Here is a 21183-nt window from a genome sequence, read left to right as displayed (position 1 = left end):
GTCTGAAGCGCGTCGCACATCGAAGCGGCCAGCTCGCGTTCCAAGTGCAACTTGGCAAAGTATCTTGGTTGCCAAGCCGCTCATAGACGTCGGTGCGAGGACGAGATCTCGCACGTCGAGCGGCTTGCTGCTTCGAGCGGGGGGCGTGTGTTGAGTGTGTCGCGCACTGCGTTTCGACGGATAATGTACCTTCGCGCCAAGGGAGAGGACGTTTGTGCCGCACGTACCGCTGAGGGAGCGTCAGAAGAAGTTCGTCGATGCGGCGATCCGCGTGATCGCCGCGGAAGGTGTCGCGAAAGCCACTACGCGGCGCATCGCTGAGGTGGCGGAGATGCCGGCTGCCAGCTTGCACTACTGCTTCCACACGAAGGAAGAACTCTTCCAGGCTGTCTTCGAACAGGCTCTGAGTGAAGGTCCGACGAAGGCCGGTCGTGATGTCATTCCCGGCATGGGGCTTCGCGACGGCGCGGCCGCGGTGCTTCGCGGCTACCTCGACTGGATGCTACTGGATCGCGACCTGCAGCAGGCGCAGTACGAACTGATCTTCTGGGCGCTGCGGAATCCCGATTCGCGGCATCTCGCGAGGCAGACCTATCGCTCGTACATCGATGCGACCGTCGAACTGCTCAGCCAAGCGCGCGTGCCGGATGAGGCAGGCATCGATCTCGAGATGTTGGCTCGTCAGATCCTCGCAACTCTCGACGGACACGCCATGCAGTGGATCGCCCTCGATGATGACCGGATGGCGGCTGTGATCGAGAACGCCATTGTTGAGGTTCGGGCTGTGCTACCGCCTCTGCGCAAGGAAGCCTGACTCGTAGTCCGGCCCCGTCTCGCAACTGCGAGGCGGGGCTGTGCTGCTTTTGCGGGTGGACCCTAACGGCTTTCGAAGCAGTTCGACGCGACTTGCCATCGTCGCCCTTGACACGCCTATGTGATGTACGTCTAATCTGGGCATCCGACTTGGGCAACTGCTCCACTTTTGACAGGTAGGCGATCCACAGATGAGTACGACTTCTATCGCGGTTCGGGCCGCAACAGTCACGCACGCGCATGACGCTCCGCCCTTCGCGCGTGCTACGGCACGACTTCTTGACCTAAACAATCTCAGTGACGAGGGCGCCGCCCGTCTTGCCGAGTTCCGCGGCGTCGTCGCTCTGAAGTCTCAATCCGACCCGCAGAAGGCGACGATCCGGTGCGACGACTCCGGCGTGCGGGTTGAGCACGGCGCTGACTCCGACGCTGATGTCGTGATGGTTGTCGATGTGACAACTCCTGGCGTCCCATTGTCCGCCGATCCGGACGATGCACTCGCCGCTGCGGCAACGACCCTGCTCAATCCCGAGCTGCCCGAGTGGACCGAGCTGGCTGCCGCCTTCTGGGGGCTCGTTCGAAATCTCCCGGCCATGCCGAGCCTGCGGATCGTCGAGCTCGGCACCGAGAGAGAAGTCCTCCTCGACGGGGGTGACGGCACCTACGAGATCCACGGTGCCGCCGGTGCGTTGCAGGCCCTCCTTGCGGGAACGGAGTTCTTCGCGGACGCCGTGTACGCGGGCCGCCTGCTTATCAAAGGAACGTTCAGCCAGTTCTCGGTCGTCGCCGGGGCTTCGATGAAGGTGATGTGGGATGTCTGACAAGAACGACATCGAGCAGTGGGTGCGGGACAACAACATCCGCACGATCCGCCTCGAGACAATCAGCCTCGACGGGGTGGCCTCCGGAAAGTATCTCTCCGTTGCAAAGTTCCTCTCGGGCGTCGCGAAGGGCTACAGCTTCTGTGACGTCGTCTTCGGGGTGGACCTCGCAAACGAGCCTCAGGTCGGGTTCGACTTCGGCACCTGGCGCGGCGAGATGGGAGACATCTTCCTGCAGCCTGACTTCGACACCCTCGTCGTGGACCCCGTCGCTCCGGGGCTTGCAGCTGTCATCTGTGACATCACTGATCGTGACGGCAACCCTCTGCCGACGTGCGCTCGCTCGACGCTGCGCAAGCAGGTCCGCGAGCTGGAGTCCGCCGGCTACTCGCTCACGGCAGCGATCGAGATCGAGGCCACGGTTTTCGAGAACAGCATCGCCGTGGCCCGTGCCGCTGGATTCTGCGACCTGCGCCCGCTCGGCGGCGGCGCTGGAGCGCTCTATGTCCTCGGGCGTCCGCTGGAGTTCAACCGGTATATGGATGCGGTCAGCGAGCGTCTCGACGCGATGGGCATCCAATGGGAGGGGTGGTGTGACGAGTCCGCGCCGGGACAGGTGGAGTTCAACCTGCCGCCGAGCGATGCGATGTCGGCGGTCGACAACTACAACCGAGTCAAGTTCGTCATGCGGCAGGTCGCATTCGAACAGGACCACAGCGTCACGTTCATGGCTCGTTGGTCGAGCGACTACTACGGACAGGGCGCGCACATCAACCTGTCTCTGACGAAGGACGGCGTCAACGTCTTCCACAACGCCGAGCGACCGAGTCAGCCGTCGTTGGAGATGGAGTGGTTCGTCGCGGGCGCGCTCGACACCATGGCCGCGGCGACGTCGTTCTCCTTCCCGACGATCAACTCCTACCGCCGTATCGAGGAGCTCAACGGGCCGCCCACCACGATCACGTGGGGCGTCGAAAACAAGTCGACCGCCATCCGTGCGATCTGTCGTGACTCGAAGCAGTCCCGCCTCGAGTACCGGATCCCGTCGTCCGACGCGAACCTCTACCTTGCCTTCGCCGCTTTCCTGGCAGGGGGCAGGCAAGGCCTTGACAACCGGCAGGAGCCGCCGGCTCCGCTCGACGTCATGGCATGGTCGCTGCCAGGTGGGGTCGATCCGCTACCGGGCAATCTCGTCGACGCAGTGGACGCATTGCGCCAGGACTCTGCGCTCACGAAGGCGCTGGGCCCCGAGCTGGTCGACTACTGGCTGGGAACCCGGCGATGGGAGTGGTTGCGCTTCCACACCGGTGGCGGCGACCCAGACAACGGCGTGAGCGCCTGGGAGCTCCAGCGCTACTTCGAGTTGGTCTGAGATGAGCCGGACTCGCCCTCGCTCCGACCAGCCCGCTGCCCCCCTCATCGGGTTGACGGGACGACGATTCCCCGGTTCGACCCTGCCGTTGCTGGAAGGGCGCTACCAGAAGCACTCCTTCGACATGCACTTCTCGGCCTTTCCCGCGGCTGTAGCTGCAGCCGGTGGGCTGCCGGTCGAGCTCCCGTACGAAGCGGGGCGCGCCGCGGTTGTCGAGCGTCTCGACGGCATCGTGATCACAGGTGGGCAGGACGTAGAGCCGACGCGGTGGGGTGGCGACCCGATGTGCGCAGTGGGTCAGGTTGACCCCACGCGCGACGCCTACGAGCTGGACGTGATCAATGCGGCGCTCGAGCTGAATATCCCCATCCTGGGGGTCTGCCGAGGAATGCAACTGATCAACGTCGCGCTCGGCGGGACGCTCGTCCCACATCTTGCCAACGACGTCATCGACCACACGGCGCCCGGGCAAGGGACCGGAGACCGTGTGCACACCGTAGCCACGGTGCAGGGGAGCGTCGCATCGGCACTCTTCGGCGAAGAAGTCGCCGTCAACTCGTTGCACCACCAAGCCGTCGACGCGCCTGGTCGCGGCCTCGTCGTAACAGGCAGGGCCGCCGACCGCACTGCTGAGGCCCTTGAGATGCCGGGGCGCCCTGTGCTCGGTGTCCAGTGGCACCCCGAATGGCTGGAGGAACCGGATGGGTCGTTCCAGTGGCTGATCAACGCTGCTACCGACCGGGCCTTCGGCTGCATTGAGGCTTGCTGAATCCCTTGTCAACCTTCCGCCGCAGCCATGACACCGCCGCGGTGCGGACACTCTCGCCACCTGATGGCAGATCGGAAACCACGATATGACCGAATCCCCCTGGATGACCGCAGCCGCGGACTTCGTCCCCGAACCCGGACTGTGGATTGGAGGAGAGCTCCGCGACCATGCGTCAGCTGGAGTCCTTCCGCTCCTCACGCCTCGGGATGGCTCGACCTTGGCCTCCGTGCCATCCGCTGGCGACGCTGAGGTGGACGATGCCGTCGCTGTGGCTGTGCAGACGTTCACCAGCGGTATCTGGTCGAGGATGGGGCCGACAGAGCGCGGTCAGGTGCTGCAGCGTTGGGCGGACCTCATCGCAGAACGAAGCGAGGAACTCGCACTCGTCATCTCGCTGGAGATGGGCAAGCCTGTCACCGCGGCGCTGGAGGTCGAGGCGCGGGCGGCGGAGAAAACCATTCGCTGGTACGGCGAACTGTCGGACAAACTTATGGACGAGGCCCCTCGCGGGCGGGTTGACGCCCTTGCCTTGGTGACGCGGGAGCCGGTTGGGTGTGTCGCTGCCATTCTTCCGTGGAACATGCCGGTGACGCTGCTGAGCTGGAAGCTGGGTGCCGCGCTTGTCGCCGGTAACAGCATGGTGGTGAAGCCTGCGGAGCAGACACCGCTCTCCGCCGTACTGCTTGCTCGTTGGGCAGAGGAGGCGGGCCTGCCGACTGGCGTACTCAACGTCGTCACCGGCGAGGGAGCAGTTGCGGGTCGCCGTCTGGCGCTCCACCGCGACGTCGCCTGCCTGACCTTCACCGGTTCACCGCGGGTGGGCAAGCAACTCCTGGCCTATGCCGCGGAGTCGAACGCCAAGCCGGTCTGGCTCGAGCTCGGTGGCAAGACCCCCTTCATGGTGCTCGCTGACGCCGACCTTGACGCTGCCTCCGACGCACTTGCCTGGGGCATCACGTTCAACACGGGCCAGCTCTGCTCGGCGGCCTCGCGGGCGATCGTCGCCCAGGAGGTAGCCGAGGAGTTCGTCGAGTCGGTGACCGCGAAGCTCGCGAAGCGGGTGGTCGGTGACCCGCTGGACCCCGCCACCGAGATCGGGCCGCTGGCGAGCTCCCAGCACCGCGACAACGTGCTCGCCCACGTCCGCCGGGGGATGGAATCCGGTGCACGTCTCGCTCTCGGCTCAGCCGAGAAGGACCCGCGGGACGGTTGGTACGTCGAGCCGGCCGTCTTCACGGGGGTCGATGCGTCGAATCTACTGGCACAGGAAGAGATCTTCGGTCCAGTGCTGTCCGTCCTGACGGCCGAGAGCCTCGACGACGCCGTCCGTCTCGCGAACGACTCCGCCTACGGTCTCGGCTCTTCGGTCTGGACGAGCGATATCAGCAGTGCCCACCAGGTCTCACGGCGGATCGACGCCGGGACAGTGTGGGTGAACTGCTTCGAGGAAGGCGACATGTCCGTCCCGTTCGGTGGAAGGAAGCTGTCCGGGCACGGAGCAGACAAGAGCGCCCACGCCATCGACAAGTTCACACACCTCAAGACCACCTGGATCGCATTGTGAGTAATCAAAACCAACGACAGCCGCAGACCGGCCGTGCTGTCGACTCGACCTCAATCGACCGCGCCGCCATCGGGGATGCAGACCCGGTCGAGCCGTGGACCGTGGAGGGCTACATCGAAGCCATGCTCAGCACAGTGACGAAGGAGGCGCAGCCATGAGCGCGGGCCGGAAACCACGTTGGGACATGGCTCCTTTCGATGCGGACGCAGCCAAGTTGCTCGTCGAACTGGACAGGAACATGCCTGCGGCCTTTCACGAGCTGGGCGTCGAGCAGAGCCGAGCGCTGCTGATGTTCGACTCGGTGCCGACAGGCCCGAGCCTGGAAGCCGTCGAAGAGCATCAGATCGACGCAGCCGGTGACCGCGTCGCTGTGCGCGAGTATCGCCCCAGCAGCAGTTCGCGAGGCGCGATCCTCTATCTCCACGGGGGCGGCTGGGCCATCGGGTCCCTCGCGAGTGTGGATGCTGCCTGCAGACACCTCGCGCAGCGATCTGGCAGCCGGGTGTTCTCGGTCGGCTACCGGCAGGCTCCCGAGCACCAGTACCCGGTCCCTCTCGATGACTGCTGGGCGGCGTTCGAATGGCTGGTCAGCGCGAGCGACGAGATCGGAGTCGACCGAAGTCAGATCAGCATCGCTGGCGATAGTGCCGGCGGGAATCTCGCTGCGGGGGTCGCGCTGCGGGCGACCCGAACCGGTGGCCCTGCGATCAACAGCGTCGTGCTGGTGTATCCAGCGACCGAGCTGGTCAACGATCGGGCGTCCTACCGAGAGCATACTGATGCGCCCCTCCTCACCACGAAGGATGTCGTGTGGTTCTGGGACCTTTACCTGGGATCAGCAACGCCGGACGAGCTTGCCGTGCCGATGCTCGCAACGTCGCTCGATGGGTTTCCGCCGACCATGATCTTGACCGCCGAGCACGATCCCATCAGGGACTCGTCCGAGGCGTTCGCGATGAGTCTGGAGACCGCCGGCGTCCCTGTCCGGCTGAAGCGGTATGACAGTGTCTACCATGGCTTCTTCGCGTTGACCGGGCTGGTTGCGAAGGCTGATCAGGCGGTTTCGGACGCGGCTGGGTTCATCTCGGAGCAGTTCAGGTCTACGACGGCTGGCTCGGCGCAGGGAGGTCGGTCGTGACTACACGGACTGCCGTGCGCGCTGCGGTGCTCAACCGCGTGGGTGCACTTGACATCGAGACGCTCCACGTTGATGAGCCCGGCCCGAACGAGGTGCGGATCAGACCGCATCACGTCGGGTTGTGTCACAGCGACCTGCACTACATCGACGGCACGCACCAAACGGATCTTCCCGAGGTGCTCGGCCACGAGGCAGCTGGCGTGGTTGAGTCGATCGGCGAAAACGTTTCGCGCGTCTCCGTCGGTGACCATGTGGTCACGAGTCTCACCATGTTCTGCGGCACCTGCATGTACTGCGTGACGGGCAGGCTCTCGCTTTGCGAGGAACGTGCACGGCTACGGCAGCGTCCGCGTCCCAGCCTGGTGAACGACGCGGGCGAGGCCGTCGGGGTCATGGGTGGTGTCGGAGCGTTCGCTGAGATGCTGGTGATCCATGAGAACGGTGTCGCGAGGCTCGATCGCGAGCTGCCTCTGCCTGTTGCGGCGCTGTTCGGCTGTGCGGTGCTGACCGGCGTGGGCGCCGTCGTTCGCAGTGCCGACGTTCGGGTGGGGGATACGGTCGCGGTGATCGGGTGTGGCGGGATCGGCTTGGCCGCGGTTCAGGGTGCCCGATTGGCGGGAGCCTCGAGGATCATCGCCATCGATCTGGCGGAGGCCAAGCTTCGGGCAGCTGCCCGGTTCGGGGCGACAGATATCTTGACGAGTGGCTCCGCCCTTCAAGACGAACTCCGGAAGCTGGTGCCGAATGGCGTCGACTTCTCCTTCGAAGCGGTAGGGCGCAGGGAGACGGTAGAGGCTGCCATGCAGGCATTGGCGCCTGGGGGAACATGCACTGTTCTGGGCATGGTCCCTGACAGCACCCCTATCCAGGTGCCGGCCTCTCAGCTCTATTTCACTGAGAAGCGACTCCAAGGAGCGTTCATCGGATCGAGCCGGTTCGTCGTCGATGTCGCCCAGCTCTCTGCCCTCTACGGCCAGCGCCGGCTGGACCTCGACGGGATGATCAGCCACCGCCTGGCCTTCGACGAGATCCAGCGCGGGTTCGAGCTCTTGAAGCATCCAGACACCCTGCGCGTGGTCTTGGACATGCCCGCGGCCGACTGATCGGCACAGCATCCTGATTGGCCACGCTCCAGGCGCAGCCCGGCAGTCCCCGCACCGAAGGTGTGGGGACTGCTCGCATTCGCCGCAGGCAGGACATGCCAATGTCAGATTGCGAGAAATGTCACCCGAATTGCTTGACGCTCGGTGACTTCTCGGAATACGGTCAATGAACTTGAGCAAATGCCCAAGTCATATGCCCAAAGGAGTGGAGTGTCGTGCGGTACACAGTTCTGGGAACCGGTCTCATGGGAGCTGCGGTCGCGCGTGCCCTGGTGCAGGCCGGTTACGAAGTCTCGGCGTGGAACCGGACTCCGGGGCGGGCGGCTCCGCTCGCGAAGGAGGGCATTGTTCTTTGCGCCACCGTGGACCAGGCGCTCCGGGCGGGTGACGCCGTCATCCTGCTGCTCTTGGATCGCGCCGCAGCCGAAGACGCCCTGAGAGGCCATGAGGGACTTCTTGCGGGCAAGGACGTCATCAACCTGATGACGGGCCTACCGGAGGAAGCCGTCGAGCTGGCTGAGGCTACGGCTTCGGCCGGAGCGCGCTACCTCGACGGTGCGATCGAGTGCTACCCCAGCGACATTGCGACCGAAGCGGCGCTCATCAACTGCTCCGGCGACGCGCAGGTCTGGTCCGACCACAATAAAGCCATCAAGGCGGTTGCCGGCCGGAGTGCATTCGTTGGCACCGAACCGGGCGCGGCCAACGTCTTGGACGCGGCGCTCGCTGGCACCTTCCACAGTGTCGCCCTCGGAGCCTTGTGTGAGGCGTTCTCGTTCCTGCGTGCCAGCGGCATCGACCCTTCCCGCCCGGAGATCGCCTTGGACTATTGGCTCGACTTTCTCAAGGAGGAGGCTCTCGGCATGGCCAAGAAGCTGGAGGGCGACGAGTTCACGACGGTGGAAGCCACGTTGTCTGTCTACCTGGCAGCCATTCGCCAGTGGCGTCACACGATGCTCGGGGTCGGTCAGCGGGCCTCGCTGATGACAGCGCACATGCACAACCTCGAGATCGCCGAGGCGGCTGGCTGCGGCGAGCTGGGCTTCCTCTCGCAGGTCACCAGCACCTCGATCCAACGTTCCTGAAGCTTTCAAATCCCTGGATATCAACTACGACATGAAAGGCATGACCATGGTCGGTCTGACCACCCTTCCCAACACTGCCAGCGTCGACGATGTCGTCGCGATCATCGAGCGGGACGGAGGTGTCATTGTCGAAGACCTCTTCGGGGGGAACGTCCTCGAAGGCCTCCAGCGCGATATCGAGTTGGCTATCAACAGCGTCCCCGAGGGAGTCGACGCCGAGTTCGCCGGCACCAAGACCCGTCGCGCAGGTGCGCTCTTTGCGCGCAGCGAGCACATGATCGACGTCGCGACGAACCCCATCTACCAGGGGGCTGCTCGGGCGATCCTCCAGAAGCCGCTACACGTGTTCTTCGGGGAGGAGCGGACTGAGATCACCCCGCAGATCCAGATCGGCACCACTCAAGCGATTCACATCCAGCCCGGGCAGGGTGCACAGGTGTTGCACCGCGATGACACCGTGTGGATGTGGCGTCATCCCGACTACGGCCGCGAGGCGCGTGTCCAGATCATGGTCGCCATCACGGACTTCACCCACGAGAACGGCGGCACGCAGGTCATCCCTGGCAGCCACAAGTGGGACGACGACCGTGCCCCTAAGGTGTCCGAAGCCGTCTCCACGGAGATGAAGGCAGGTTCCGCGCTGATCTGGATTGGGTCGACCTACCACGGTGGTGGAAACAACACATCTGATGGCCCGAGAACTGGCCTCACCATGGCTTTCGACCTCGCCTTTCTCCGCCAGGAGGAGAACCAGTACCTCTCGATCCCGCTGGAGAAGGTCAAGTCTTTCCCCGAGGACGTGCAGCGCCTCCTTGGTTGGGAGTCTGGCGAAAGCTTCCTCGGTTTCGTGGAGAAGGACGGCCAGATGACCGACCCGATGGACATCCTGAACTCCGCGGAGTACGAGGAGATCGGTCGAATCCCGGGCCGGGTATGACCGACACGTGCCGCCTGTGGCTCGGGCGACCTCTGTCACGCACCAGGGCGTGGGTAATGCTCAAGTCGATCAACCAAGTAGGGGGTCGACGTGCGCGAGATTCGTAATGGGTCAGTCGCCGCAACCAGGCACCTCGGGGATAAAGGCGCCGCGGATCAAGTTGCGACGCTCGATCACGCCACGCTGCGCCTGGTCTCGGCCGCGACCATCGCCTCGGGCCGGACGTATGCCGGACTTGGCCAGACGCTCAGTGACCTGTCCGTCGTGCTCCAGGCTTTGCCCACCGCTGACGCTCAAGCCATCGCTCGCGCATTGCTCGGCGTCGAATCTTCCTGATCAGTCGCCTGCCGACTGAGCTATACCCTCTGACCGATCGGATTCCCAATGACAATCGTGAATGACACCCAGCTGACGCCGTTAGCCTTCCTAGAGCGTGCGGGGACCGTCTGGGCTGACAAGCCTGCGATCCTCGACGAAGGCGCAAGCCTGTCATACGCCGACTTCCGTTCTCGGGCGCAGGCGGTGGCCAAGGCGATCCGTGGCTCTGGTATCTCGGCTGGGGACCGGGTGGCCGTCCTGATGCCGAACGTGACGGAAATGCTCATCGCCCATTTCGCGGTCCCACTGGCTGAGGCAGTCCTAGTGGCTATCAACACTCGCTTGTCAGCGGCCGAAGTCGCTTACATCCTTGAGCACTCCGGAGCCCGCCTGGTACTCGTCGACCCCCGTTTCTCTGACCTTGCAACTCGGGCCGTTGCGGAGATGAATGAGCGGGTAATCGAGTCCGTACCTGAGTTGGTGGCGTCTCGTGGGAATCTGCAGGGCTTCGCCTCATGGGACGAGCTGCTCCAGCGCGGTATCGACACCCCCGAGTTGGCATGGTCAGTTGAGGATGAGCAGCGACCAATCGCACTCAACTACACCTCCGGCACCACCGGCAGGCCGAAGGGCGTCGTGTACACCCACCGCGGCGCGTATCTCAACGCCCTGGGAGAGTTGCTCCACAGCCGTCACACGACCGAGTCGGTCTATCTGTGGACTCTGCCGATGTTCCACTGCAACGGATGGTGCACGCCGTGGGCGATTACCGCCATTGGGGGGCAGCATGTGTGCTTGCCTGAGGTGCGGGGCGAAGCAATCTGGAACGCGATCCGTTACCAAGGCGTCACTCACCTCAATGCGGCGCCGACAGTCCTCACCACGATGATGACTGCGCCGGAAGCAGCCTCTCTCACTCGGCCTGTGACTGTCACCACGGCTGGTGCGCCGCCCAGTCCCACGGTGATCAGCCAGATGACGGAGATGGGCTTTGAGCTCATCCATGTCTACGGCCTGACTGAGACCTATGGCCCTTACGCGGTATGCGAGATGCAGCCCGGCTGGTCGAGGGTCGAAGAGGCCGAGCGCTTCCGGCTGCAGGCGCGACAGGGTGTCGGGATGATCCAGGCCGAGGCCCTGCGTGTGGTCGACGACCAGATGAACGACGTCCCTGCAGATGGCGCCACTATGGGCGAGATAGTCATGCGTGGCAACAACGTCATGGCGGGCTACTACCGAGACGAGGAGGGCACGGCAGAGGCGTTCCGCGGTGGCTGGTTCCACTCCGGCGATCTGGGCGTCATGCATCCAGACGGCTACGTCGAGCTGCGGGACCGGGCGAAGGACGTCGTTATCTCCGGCGGAGAGAACATCTCCACGGTCGAGGTCGAGCAGGCCTTGGTCAGCCACCCGGCGATCCTCGAAGCGGCGGTCGTGGGTATCCCGGACGACAAGTGGGGAGAGCGTCCCAAGGGCTTCGTGCTGGTGCGTGCCGGCGCAAGCGTCACGGAGTCGGAGCTTATCGATCACGTACGCTCCAAGATCGCCCACTACAAGGCGCCTCGAGAGGTCGAGATCGTCGAAGACCTCCCTAAGACCTCTACGGGGAAGATTCAGAAGTTCGCGCTGCGCGAGCAGGCCTGGGCCGGTCACAGCAGTCGGATTCAGGGCTGATCGGGGGCGGCGGGTGAGTCAGATGCATGTAGGTGTGGTCGGTTGCGGCCTCATGGGTGCAGGTATCGCCGAGGTCAGTGCTCGCGCAGGCCTGGACGTCGTCGTCGCGGAGTCGTCGCGTACCGCCGCGATGGCAGGGGAGCGGCGACTCCGGGCATCCCTCGAGCGCGCTGCCGCCAAGGGGCGGATCGATTCGGTGGAACCGGTCATGAACCGTGTCCGAATCACCACTGACCTCGGCAACCTCGCGGACCGGGACCTGGTGGTCGAGGCCATCGCCGAGGACGAGAGTGCGAAGCTGAAGCTCTTCGCGGCCTTGGACGGGATCGTCGAGTCGCAGGACTCGATTCTCGCGTCCAACACCTCCTCGATCCCGATCATGAAGCTTGCCGTCGCAACGAACCGGCCCACCCACGTGATGGGGATCCACTTCTTCAATCCGGTGCCGGTCCTCTCTCTCGTGGAACTCGTCCCCAGCCTGCTCACTGACCCTGTCACGGTGATGCGCTCGAGGTCATTCGTCGAGGACGCCCTCGGCAAACACGCCATCGACTGTCAGGACCGCGCCGGGTTCGTTGTCAACAGCCTGCTGATTCCATTCGTGCTGTCAGCAATTCGGATGGTCGAATCTGGTTTCGCCAGCGCGGCGGACATCGACCAAGGTCTCGTCCGTGGTGCGGCTCACCCGCAGGGACCTCTCGCTCTCGCCGACCTCATCGGCCTCGACACGGTCAAGGCAGTCGCCGCGTCGCTCTATGAGGAGTTCAAGGAGCCGCTCTACGCATCGCCTCCGCTGCTCGCCCGCATGGTGAGTGCGGGACTGCTGGGCCGCAAGACCGGACGTGGCTTCTATACCTACGACGTGCCTGGCGCCGCCGTCGCGGGCCAAACCAACTCTGACATTCGTCCGTGAGTCGGCCGTTCCACGGTCCCGACCCGCAGAAGGAGAACCATTCACATGAGCAACTCCACCCCCGAACACTTCGACGTCGTCATCGTCGGGGCTGGCATCTCCGGGATCGGCGCAGCGGTCGAGCTAAAGCGGTCGTGCCCATGCAAGTCGTTCGTGATGATCGACATGAGGGACGACATCGGAGGGACCTGGGACCTCTTCCGCTACCCGGGAATCCGCTCTGACAGCGACATGTTCACCCTTGGCTTTGGCTTCAAGCCCTGGACGGCGGCCAAAGCGATCGCGTCGGGCCCAGCGATCAAGGAGTACCTCGGTGAGACACTCGACGAGCACGGTCTCGCTCCGCACCTGCGGCTGGGCACCAAGATGCGCAGCGCCGCGTTCGACTCGGAGAAGAACCGCTGGACCCTAGAGCTCGAGACCGCGGAAGGCGTGCGCAGCCTCACCTGCAATTTCCTCTACTCCGGGTCCGGCTATTACAGCTATCGCGGAGGCTTCAACCCCGAGTTGCCCGGCGAGGATTCCTTTGCTGGCGTGATGGTTCACCCCCAACAGTGGCCCGAGGACCTGGCCTACGCCGGGAAGCGCGTTGCGGTCATCGGTTCCGGAGCGACGGCGGTGACTCTCGTGCCGAGCATGGCGGGTCAGGCCGAGCTGGTCACGATGGTGCAGCGCTCGCCCACCTACCTCGCGACGGAGCCCGACGAGGACGAAGAACTCAACGCGCTGCGTGCGGAGCTCGGCGCGGAGGAGGCCTTCAAGAGGATCCGGCTCCGCAATCTCGCCGGTCAGCAGGAGAAGTTCCAACTTGCTCGTCGTGACCCCGAGTCGTACAAGCAGATGCTTTTCGACGCTATCGACGCGCTGGTCGGCCGGGAGATTCGTGAGCGCCACTTCACGCCTTCCTATGCTCCCTGGGACCAGCGGGTGTGCTTCGTTCCGAACGGGGACTTGTTCGAGGCAATCACAGACGGAACGGCTGAGATCGTTACGGGGGCCATCGACACGCTGGAACCGGCAGGTATCCGGATGTCTGACGGAACTTTCGTCGACGCCGACATCATCGTGAAGGCGACTGGTCTCAACCTCGCGGTGGGTGGAGAGGCCGACTACTTCGTGGATGGCGAGAAGGTCGACTTCTCCCAGCGGTATACCTACAAGGGACTGGGTTACTCGGGTGTGCCCAATCTCTTCTTCGCCTTCGGCTTCCTCAACTCGTCCTGGACTCTGCGTTTGGAGCTCGTCAACCGATTCTGGGTAGGCGTCCTGCAGCGCATGGACGACCTCAACGCCACCAAGGTCACCCCTACCCTTGACCCGGCGTGCACGAACCTTCCACAGCTTCCGTTCATCGCGGACGTCAACTCTGGCTACTTCCAGCGAGCGCTCGATCGTTTCCCGCGGCAGACCGGGGCGGCGCCGTGGATCAACCCCCAGGATTACGAGGCGACCAAGGAGATGCTGGAGGAAGATCCGCAGGACGGGTTCCTCATCTTCAGCAAGTGACGCCAGCACCGCGGACGGACTGAAGGCGTCAACTGCGACGAGAGGGAAGCCCCCTTTCCACCCTGGCCGGTGGGTGAGCTAAGTGTCGCGGACGTCGGCGCGTCGCCTGCAGCCACCATTCTGAGAATCATCGATCGCACGAGGTCCGAATCCGCCGTCGGTGGTCTGTGCGGGGATGGGGCATCATCCTGCGGAGATGGATCGGGATCCAGGCGCAAGGTGGTCCCATGGACCGGCATCTCGGGGGACTGCGGACAGTAGGAGGGACTCGTACCGATCGATGTGATGGAGGATCAGCCGTTGCGCCAGCAGCAGGTCGCCCGAGTGCAGTGCCTCGGCGATCTCCCGGTGCTCGGCGATGGTCGACTCCGGTGGGATGTCGTTGCTCTCGTCGTGACGCTGTATCACCGTGATGGCGTGGGTCATCTGCGTGCCGATGTGTGCGTAGAAGTCGTCGAGACGCCGGCTTCCGCTGAGGGCAATGATGGCGCCGTGGAAGGCGGCGTCCGCCTCGGCCAGCTCGACGGTGTTGATCCCACCCCTCCGCACAGCCGTCTCCAGTCGCTCGAGCGCCGTGCCGACGGCGGTCCTGAGGTCCGGCTCGCAGGTCAGCGCGTGGCGCACCCCCTCGCACTCCAACAGGCGCCGGACCCGGTAGAGGTCACGGATGTCGTCAGCGTCGAGTGTGCGGACGACCGCTCCCGTGTGGTGCCGGTGCACGACCAGCCCCTGTTCGTTGAGGGCTAGCAGTGCCTCGCGGACGGTCCGCCGCGAGACGACGTAGCGTTCGGCCAGCGCGACCTCGCGCAGCGCCGTCCCGGGCAGGAAGGTGCCGTCGAGGATCGCGATGCGCAGCAGGTCGACGACCTCGTTGGTGCGGGATGGTGACGTCGTGCTCATCGGATCTCCTTGGGGTCGGGCCTACGTCACTCGGGGCAGATGCTGCGGAGCCGTGACTCGAACGATGCCGGATCGACTGCGAGCAGTCTCTCCAAGGCCTCGACCGTCCCGGCCGACCGGGACGAAGCATAGGACCCGCGGGGGCCGGCGGAGCGCGCGGACCACACCGCCGCGTTGAGCGCCAACCGTGACTGGACGCCGGTCAGCAACACCCTCCGCTCCGCGGCGCTGAGAGGCTGCTCGCCGTGCCATCCCCGCGCGACCTCGAGGATCGACGACACGGGGTCGGCGGTGTGGCGGGACACGTACGCCGCGGCGACGACGTACTCAGCGATGCGGGGGCCGACGACCATGTCGCCGAAGTCGAGGATGCCGGTGATGCCGCGGCCGCCGGTCGGGGTGCGGCCGACGAGCAGGTTGTCATCGTGCAGGTCGTGGTGCACGACCGAGTGTGGGAGCTCGCCGAGGGCGGAGCGGACGATCGTGTCGTGCCGAGCCGCGACCAGGGAGGCCAGGCTGGCGACGTGCGGGTCGACGACCCGGTCCAGGACGGCGCGGATCGTGTCGGCCGTCCGCAAGAGCTCCCACTCGTGCTGGGCGGGCACCGGGGGAGCGGGGAACGTGGCCAGGGTCGCGCTGACGCGGCCGGTCATGACGCCGACCGCCCTGAGGAGGTCCTGGTCGACGTCGACGGTGGCGAGCGGCGGGTCGGGAAGCCAGGCGGATACGGTCGTGAACACCTGCCGACCCGACTCGACCGACTCGTGGACCAGCGCTCCGTCCACGGTCGGCAGTACCCCGGGGACCGGCAGCCCAGCCGCGGCAAGGGCGGCGACGGCCTCGGTCTGCCAGTTCACCAGGGCGCCGTCGTCGGGAGTCCCCGGCAGCGACTTGACGGCCAGGAGCTCACCCCCGACCCGGACGCGGCACACGGTCGCGATCTCGCCGCTCATCACGTCGAGCCGGTCCGGTACCAGCCCCCACGCCTGGTACAGGAGGGCGCGAACGGTCTCGGGGGTCAGGTCTGTGACGTCCTCACGCATCTTCACCACGATGTCATCCTACGAAGTGGTCAGCAATAATGGCAAATAGTTCAGACAGTGGCCTTGATTGATGAGCAATGTATGCCTGAAGATAGTCGCATGACGGATCGCATGTTGATGGTGAACAGCTTCGACCCCCAGCGGGAGAGCGCGTTGAACTCTGCCGACCGCGACCTCGTGCGCCGACGGAGTGCCGCGATGGGGGCGGCGTACCGCCTCTTCTACGACCGTCCGCTGCACGTGGTCAGCGCACACGGGGTCACGCTGGTCGACGACGCGGGACGGGAATATCTCGATGCCTACAACAACGTGCCCGTCGTCGGGCACTCGAACAAGCGGGTGCGCGACGCCGTGCACGAGCAACTCGGTCGGCTGAACACCCACACGCGCTATCTGACCGACGAGGTGGTGGCGTACGCCGAGTGGCTGACCGCACTCTTCCCGTCTCCGTTGGACCAGGTGATCTTCACCTGTACCGGCAGCGAGGCGGTCGACCTGGCGTTGAGGGTCGCGAGGGCCGTCACTGGGAGGTCTGGCGTCATTGTGACCCGGCACGCTTACCACGGCGTGACGACCGCGGCCGCGGAGGTGTCGCCGAGCTTTGGGCCGAACAACTCCATCCCTGACCACGTTGCCCTCATCGATGCCCCCGACTCCGTCCGCGACGGGACCACCGGTCCGGACGAGTTCGCCCGGCGTACGGACGCCGCCGTGGCGGAGCTCGAGGCGCGCGGTCACCGGGTCGCGGCGGTGCTGATCGACTCGGTCCTGTCCAGCGACGGCCTGCAGCTGCCCGACGCCGCGGTCCTGGCAGCCGTGCGCGAGCGAGCGCGGGCCCACGGCGCGCTCTACATCGCCGACGAGGTGCAGAGCGGGTTTGGGCGCACCGGTTCTCACTGGTGGGGGTTCGAGCGGCACGGGATCGACCCCGACCTGGTCGTGCTGGGCAAGCCCATGGGTAACGGCATCCCGATCGCCGGCGTCGTCGGTCGCGCTGCGCACTTCGAGGCCTTCGGATCGCAGGTCCGCTACTTCAACACCTTCGGCGGCAACCCCGTCAGCATTGCGGCCGCGAACGCGGTGCTCGACGAGATCGAGGACCGAAGGCTGCTGGAGCACGCCGACGCACTCGGCCGACGGATGGCCATCGAGCTGGCGGATCGCCTGGCGGGCGAGAGCGGTGTCGCCGAGGTCCGGGCTGCCGGGCTCTTCCTGGCGGTCGAGCTGGTCGGTGATGGCGACTTTCCGGATCCGGCCCGGACCAGTCGGGTCGTCAACCTGATGCGCGAGAAACAGATCCTGATCAGTGCGTCGGGAACGTATGACAACGTGCTGAAGATCCGCCCGCCATTGGTGTTCCCCGAGTCCTCGGCGGACCATTTCCTGCAAGCCCTCGTCGAGAGCGTCGCCCAAAGCGGGCGCTGAGCGGCGTACGACGGGGGACGGACGCACGGACGACGTGTCCGTGCACCCGTCGGCCGAGGACGACGCGCGTACCTGCCCAGCAACGGGCTCCAGGTGCTCGTGATCCTCCGAATCCGTCAGCTCGTGAAGTGCTTGATGAGGAGCTCAGCCACGACTTGGGGCTGCTCCAGTGCGACCGAGTGCCCGGCGGGCGAGACGGTTTCATGGCGCCCCAGCGTAGCCGCGGCGATGTTGCTGCCCGAGATGGGCTGAGGGTATGCGTGGTCCTCGTCGCCGGCGATCGCGAGCACCGGGATGCTCACGCCTTGGAGCTCCTCGTAGATGCGGCCGCGGTGGATCACCTGATAGGCGGCCGCGCCGATCGAGGTGTCCAAGGCGGACATGTACGAGCGCCAGTGGTCGACGACGTCGCCGCCGTTGGCAAGACTGGTGTCGCCGAACATGATGTAGAGCAGCGTCTCGACGTTGGCCGCGGCGGCGCCGTCCTGGCCCAGTGCCTCCGCGAGGGGGCCGAACTCAGCGAGCTGGTACTCCTCCTCCGCGGAGGCTCCCATCGCCGTTGCTGTAAGTAGCAAGTCGGGGTGGCGGGCCGCGAGCCGCAGCGTGATGAAGCCGCCCATGGAGTTGCCGACCGCGTGCACCTGGCCGAGGTCGAGGGTGCGCACCAAGGCGGCGACGGCTTCGGTGAGCGCGTCCATCGACAGTTCGGCAAGCGTGACTCGGGAGCTGGCGCCCTGGCCTGGGTGGTCGTAGGCCAGGGTTCGATAGCCCGCGTCGTGCAGCAGTTCGGCCAGCGGGTCGAACATGGTGTGGTCGAAGAAGAGCGAGTGGCTCAGCAGGACGACCTCGCCTTCCTGCGGGCCGGCAAGCTCGTATGCGATGCGCCTGCCATTGATCTCGGCGTATTCCATGGGGACCGACTCCGTTCGTTCTCGTGCGGCCGGCGACCGCATATGCTGTGACGGTAGTCACGCGGGCTTTGTGGGTCTTGCGGATTCGCGCGGGCCATCGACGGATCTGCGCAGGAGGTGACGACCGTGGTCGAGGCAGGGCTGGACTACCTGATCGCCGCGACAAGGGCTGACGCGGTGCCTCGTGATCGGCGGGTCGATTTCTGGCGTGAGCACGTCACCGCCAACCACGGGACCCTGCACTTCGCTTTCGCCGATTCCGATGACTTCCACGGCGAGACGCGGGTGCAGCGCGCAGGCGGTGTGCAGCTGGTCGTCTTCTCCTCCGATGCGATCGGTTACGAGCGCCGGTCCGTTGACGTCGACCGTGATGGGGAGGACAGTCTGCGCGTTGTGATGCCGACCTCGGGCCAGGTCGTCGTCGAGGCAGCCGGACGTCGCTCGCAGGTCCGACCTGGCGCTGCCGCGCTCGTGTCCATGACCCGGTCGTTCGCGCTGAGCCATGACGAGCACACTCGTGCCTTCATCCTGTCGGTGCCGGGCACGGCCTGGCCGGAAGCGAGACCGCCCGAAGGTGCTCGGCTCTGGAATACGAGTGAAGGCGCGGGCGCAATCTTCGCGGCCATGGTCGCCGAGGTCGCCGAGCAGGCACAGGCCCTTGACGGGGGCTCTTTCGTGACCGCCGCTGAGCTGGCGTTCGAGCTCATCGCCCGTGGTGAGGCTGGCCGCACCTACCGGCTCACGGAGCAGGTCCGTGCGTTGGTGCGCCACAGCTGTGCGGATCCGGCGTACGGCCCGGGAGCGTTGTCGCGGGAGTTGGGTCTCTCGCTGCGTACGCTTCAGGAGCGACTGAGCCGGGAGGGCAGTTCGCCGGCCGCGTTGATCCGCGAGGCTCGGCTCGACCTGGCCGCGCAACGTCTGACCCATCCCGGTTGGCGGCGTCGCACGGTGACTGCCGTCGCGTACGCGAGCGGTTTCGGATCAGTCACTGCGTTCAACGCCGCCTTCCGTGAGCGATTCGGGCGTACACCCTCCGAGCACAGGCTCGATCGCTAGCCTGCTCGGTCGCCCAGGTGCCGGCGGAGCCATTGGCCCATGTGCTGGATCGACTCGTCGACCTCGGGGACCCGTCCGGCACCGAGGATGTAGGAGTGCTGTCCGCCCGGTAGGCAATGGGCTTCGGATGTGACGCCGTGCTCGGCCAGTCGACGGCCGAACTCTGAGTCCTCGCCGGCGAGGACTTCGTACTCGCCGTAGTAGAGGCCAGTCGGGGGAAGGCCAGTGAGGTCCGCGGCCAGGAGGTTGATCTTCGGGTCAGCGGGACTCAGGTCGGGATCCTGCAACCATGCGGCTCGGAACAGCTCGAGTGCGTCCCTCGAGAGTGCTCTGTCGGTGGAGGCGTTGGTCTCGATCGTCTCGTTCTGGATCGTGAGGTCACACCACGGCGACATGCTGACCACAGCGGCCGGTGTCTCCTCGCCGTTCGCGAGCAGGCGCAGGGGTAGCAACACGGCCAGGGTGCCGCCGATGGAGTGTCCGGTGGTGGCGATAGTGCGTGGTGCGTAGCCCTGCGAGAGAAGCCACCGGTAGGCGGTCTCGGCATCGTCGAGCTGGGCGGGGTAGGGGTTCTCCGGTGCCAGCCGGAAGTCCACGATGAGGGTACGTACGCCCGCTGCCTTGGCCAGATGTCCGGCGGCCTTGCGCTCCGAGTACATGGAGGCGATGACCGAGCCACCGTTGTGGAAGTGCAGCAGCGCCCGGCCCGGCTCGGCGTCCTCCGGGATGCACCAGAGTGCTGAGACGCCGCCGGCGTCGACCTCTGCGTAGGTCACGCCTTCGGGTTCGGTCGACATCCGTTGGAAGGAGGCGTCGATGACGTCCCGGATGACCGACATCTCGAGACCGGGTGTCGCTGTCTTCGCTGTCGCGCTTCCCAAGGCGTCGGCGAACTGCTCTGCTTCTTGACTGATTCCCATGACGATGTCTTCCCGGCGCGATCAGGCGCGGTAGCGGTCGGCGGGAACCTGCAGCGACAGGCTGGGGATGAGCGTCTGGCGTGCCTTCTCGAACGACTCCCAGTCGCCGATCTCCGGTAGCGACGGGATGGTGACTGGCTCGCCGGCGTCCAGGCCCGCGAGTGCAGCGTCGACGGCGTCATCGGCGCTCATGACCCACTCGTCGGGGAATGCCGCGAGATCGAGGCCGGAGCCGTCCCAGAACTCCGTACGGACCGCACCCGGGAGCACGGCCTGCACAGTGACGGGGCTCTCGGCCAGCTCCTGCTGCAGCGCCTGGGTGAAGGTCAGTACGTATGCCTTGGTCCCGCTGTAGACGGCGCTGACGGGCAGCACGTTGAGAGCCAGCGCAGAGGAGATGTTGACGACGGTTCCGCGACCGCGAGCGGTCAGGCCCGGCAGGATCGCGGTGGTCAGCCGAGTCAGCGAGGTCACGTTGAGGTTGATCAGCGCCTCGGATGCCGCTGCATCGGACGTGGCCAGCGGCGTGAACAGTGAACCGCCGGCGTTGTTGATCAGGACCTCGATGCTCTCGTCGGTGCGCAGGCGCTCCTCGACCACGGAGATCTGATCGGCGTCGGTGAGGTCGGCAGCGATGACGTCCACTGTGCGGCCCGTGTGCGCGCGGATGTCCGAGGCCAACGCCTCCAGTCGTGCGGCGTTCCGGGCGACCAACACGAGGTCGTAGCCGCGGCGGGCCAGGCGGTTTGCGTAGGCGGCGCCGAGGCCGGTGGATGCGCCGGTGACAAGGGCGTTCGGGTTCTGCGTGGTCATGGGAGATCTCATTTCGGGTCTGTCGGAGAAGGGCGCCAGCGGTTCGCCAGCTGTCCTTAGATTACGCAGATAATCTAAGAAGAGTCCAGCCCTTCCTGCTGT

20 protein-coding genes are annotated in these 21183 nt (G+C 65.5%); 15 read left to right on the top strand and 5 right to left on the bottom strand.

The features are described from left to right. Window positions 1–214 precede the first annotated feature (214 nt). From ABZY89_RS03605 to ABZY89_RS03545, 13 genes are all read left to right on the top strand, one after another. Window positions 215–814: a TetR family transcriptional regulator gene (locus tag ABZY89_RS03605; protein WP_355224706.1), complete on the top strand. Its 600-nt coding sequence runs from the start codon at window positions 215–217 to the stop codon at window positions 812–814. Between the two features lie 190 nt (window positions 815–1004). After that, window positions 1005–1634: a hypothetical protein gene (locus tag ABZY89_RS03600; protein ID WP_355224705.1), complete on the top strand. Its 630-nt coding sequence runs from the start codon at window positions 1005–1007 to the stop codon at window positions 1632–1634. After that, window positions 1627–3006 (top strand): glutamine synthetase family protein, encoded by a 1380-nt coding sequence (locus tag ABZY89_RS03595; protein ID WP_355224703.1) that lies wholly within the window; start codon window positions 1627–1629, stop codon window positions 3004–3006. The genes ABZY89_RS03600 and ABZY89_RS03595 overlap by 8 nt, the downstream gene beginning before the upstream one ends. A 52-nt stretch (window positions 3007–3058) precedes the next feature. Continuing rightward, window positions 3059–3775 (top strand): gamma-glutamyl-gamma-aminobutyrate hydrolase family protein, encoded by a 717-nt coding sequence (locus ABZY89_RS03590; protein ID WP_355224701.1) that lies wholly within the window; start codon window positions 3059–3061, stop codon window positions 3773–3775. Between the two features lie 85 nt (window positions 3776–3860). After that, window positions 3861–5339 (top strand): aldehyde dehydrogenase family protein, encoded by a 1479-nt coding sequence (locus ABZY89_RS03585; RefSeq protein WP_355224699.1) that lies wholly within the window; start codon window positions 3861–3863, stop codon window positions 5337–5339. Window positions 5340–5493: 154 nt separating this feature from the next. After that, complete coding sequence (locus tag ABZY89_RS03580) at window positions 5494–6477, top strand: alpha/beta hydrolase (protein WP_355224697.1); 984 nt, start codon at window positions 5494–5496, stop codon at window positions 6475–6477. A gap of 14 nt (window positions 6478–6491) precedes the next feature. Continuing rightward, window positions 6492–7580 (top strand): Zn-dependent alcohol dehydrogenase, encoded by a 1089-nt coding sequence (locus ABZY89_RS03575; protein WP_355224695.1) that lies wholly within the window; start codon window positions 6492–6494, stop codon window positions 7578–7580. A gap of 215 nt (window positions 7581–7795) precedes the next feature. Further along, window positions 7796–8665, top strand: coding sequence for an NAD(P)-binding domain-containing protein (locus tag ABZY89_RS03570; RefSeq protein WP_355224694.1), 870 nt, complete (start codon window positions 7796–7798; stop codon window positions 8663–8665). Between the two features lie 31 nt (window positions 8666–8696). Continuing rightward, on the top strand, window positions 8697–9602 hold the full coding sequence (locus tag ABZY89_RS03565) for a phytanoyl-CoA dioxygenase family protein (RefSeq protein ID WP_355224692.1): 906 nt from the start codon (window positions 8697–8699) through the stop codon (window positions 9600–9602). Between the two features lie 90 nt (window positions 9603–9692). Then, window positions 9693–9938 (top strand): hypothetical protein, encoded by a 246-nt coding sequence (locus ABZY89_RS03560; RefSeq protein WP_355224690.1) that lies wholly within the window; start codon window positions 9693–9695, stop codon window positions 9936–9938. Between the two features lie 57 nt (window positions 9939–9995). After that, complete coding sequence (locus tag ABZY89_RS03555; RefSeq protein ID WP_355224688.1) at window positions 9996–11594, top strand: long-chain-fatty-acid--CoA ligase; 1599 nt, start codon at window positions 9996–9998, stop codon at window positions 11592–11594. Window positions 11595–11616: 22 nt separating this feature from the next. Then, window positions 11617–12507 carry a 3-hydroxybutyryl-CoA dehydrogenase gene (locus ABZY89_RS03550; protein ID WP_355224687.1) on the top strand — a complete coding sequence of 297 codons (891 nt, stop codon included), beginning with the start codon at window positions 11617–11619 and terminating at the stop codon, window positions 12505–12507. A gap of 45 nt (window positions 12508–12552) precedes the next feature. Beyond that, on the top strand, window positions 12553–14013 hold the full coding sequence (locus ABZY89_RS03545; RefSeq protein ID WP_355224685.1) for an NAD(P)/FAD-dependent oxidoreductase: 1461 nt from the start codon (window positions 12553–12555) through the stop codon (window positions 14011–14013). 183 nt (window positions 14014–14196) lie between these two features. Here the strand turns inward: ABZY89_RS03545 and ABZY89_RS03540 are convergent, their stop codons facing one another. Then, window positions 14197–14913, bottom strand: coding sequence for a GntR family transcriptional regulator (locus tag ABZY89_RS03540; RefSeq protein ID WP_355224683.1), 717 nt, complete (start codon window positions 14911–14913; stop codon window positions 14197–14199). A 26-nt stretch (window positions 14914–14939) separates the two neighbouring features. Then, window positions 14940–15956 (bottom strand): phosphotransferase, encoded by a 1017-nt coding sequence (locus ABZY89_RS03535; RefSeq protein ID WP_355224995.1) that lies wholly within the window; start codon window positions 15954–15956, stop codon window positions 14940–14942. Window positions 15957–16055: 99 nt separating this feature from the next. On the opposite strand from ABZY89_RS03535, the gene ABZY89_RS03530 reads away from it, so the two are divergent. Further along, entirely contained in the window at window positions 16056–17381 is a 1326-nt protein-coding gene (locus ABZY89_RS03530) for an aspartate aminotransferase family protein (RefSeq protein WP_355224681.1), read from the top strand. A 116-nt stretch (window positions 17382–17497) separates the two neighbouring features. Here the strand turns inward: ABZY89_RS03530 and ABZY89_RS03525 are convergent, their stop codons facing one another. Further along, entirely contained in the window at window positions 17498–18292 is a 795-nt protein-coding gene (locus ABZY89_RS03525) for an alpha/beta fold hydrolase (protein ID WP_355224679.1), read from the bottom strand. 126 nt (window positions 18293–18418) lie between these two features. Between ABZY89_RS03525 and ABZY89_RS03520 the strand changes: the two genes are divergently transcribed. Beyond that, window positions 18419–19348 carry an AraC family transcriptional regulator gene (locus tag ABZY89_RS03520; RefSeq protein WP_355224677.1) on the top strand — a complete coding sequence of 310 codons (930 nt, stop codon included), beginning with the start codon at window positions 18419–18421 and terminating at the stop codon, window positions 19346–19348. Here ABZY89_RS03520 and ABZY89_RS03515 read toward each other — a convergent pair. Further along, window positions 19345–20268, bottom strand: a complete 924-nt coding sequence (locus ABZY89_RS03515; RefSeq protein WP_355224675.1) for an alpha/beta hydrolase fold domain-containing protein — start codon at window positions 20266–20268, stop codon at window positions 19345–19347. The two genes, ABZY89_RS03520 and ABZY89_RS03515, sit on opposite strands and share 4 nt — an antisense overlap. A gap of 21 nt (window positions 20269–20289) precedes the next feature. Then, window positions 20290–21081 carry an SDR family oxidoreductase gene (locus ABZY89_RS03510; protein ID WP_355224674.1) on the bottom strand — a complete coding sequence of 264 codons (792 nt, stop codon included), beginning with the start codon at window positions 21079–21081 and terminating at the stop codon, window positions 20290–20292. Window positions 21082–21183: the final 102 nt, after the last annotated feature.

Source organism: Nocardioides sp. NPDC006303, assembly GCF_040613175.1.
Classification (GTDB): domain Bacteria; phylum Actinomycetota; class Actinomycetes; order Propionibacteriales; family Nocardioidaceae; genus Nocardioides.
This window is presented reverse-complemented; position numbering and strand designations above follow the sequence as displayed.

Coding starts and splice junctions, on each gene's coding strand:
- ABZY89_RS03580 (WP_355224697.1), top strand. CDS start 5,494: ATGAGCGCGGGCCGGAAACCACGTTGGGACATGGCTCCTTTCGATGCG.
- ABZY89_RS03515 (WP_355224675.1), bottom strand. CDS start 20,268: ATGGGAATCAGTCAAGAAGCAGAGCAGTTCGCCGACGCCTTGGGAAGC.
- ABZY89_RS03595 (WP_355224703.1), top strand. CDS start 1,627: ATGTCTGACAAGAACGACATCGAGCAGTGGGTGCGGGACAACAACATC.
- ABZY89_RS03530 (WP_355224681.1), top strand. CDS start 16,056: ATGACGGATCGCATGTTGATGGTGAACAGCTTCGACCCCCAGCGGGAG.
- ABZY89_RS03535 (WP_355224995.1), bottom strand. CDS start 15,956: ATGCGTGAGGACGTCACAGACCTGACCCCCGAGACCGTTCGCGCCCTC.
- ABZY89_RS03540 (WP_355224683.1), bottom strand. CDS start 14,913: ATGAGCACGACGTCACCATCCCGCACCAACGAGGTCGTCGACCTGCTG.
- ABZY89_RS03600 (WP_355224705.1), top strand. CDS start 1,005: ATGAGTACGACTTCTATCGCGGTTCGGGCCGCAACAGTCACGCACGCG.
- ABZY89_RS03585 (WP_355224699.1), top strand. CDS start 3,861: ATGACCGAATCCCCCTGGATGACCGCAGCCGCGGACTTCGTCCCCGAA.
- ABZY89_RS03565 (WP_355224692.1), top strand. CDS start 8,697: ATGAAAGGCATGACCATGGTCGGTCTGACCACCCTTCCCAACACTGCC.
- ABZY89_RS03525 (WP_355224679.1), bottom strand. CDS start 18,292: ATGGAATACGCCGAGATCAATGGCAGGCGCATCGCATACGAGCTTGCC.
- ABZY89_RS03550 (WP_355224687.1), top strand. CDS start 11,617: ATGCATGTAGGTGTGGTCGGTTGCGGCCTCATGGGTGCAGGTATCGCC.
- ABZY89_RS03510 (WP_355224674.1), bottom strand. CDS start 21,081: ATGACCACGCAGAACCCGAACGCCCTTGTCACCGGCGCATCCACCGGC.
- ABZY89_RS03545 (WP_355224685.1), top strand. CDS start 12,553: ATGAGCAACTCCACCCCCGAACACTTCGACGTCGTCATCGTCGGGGCT.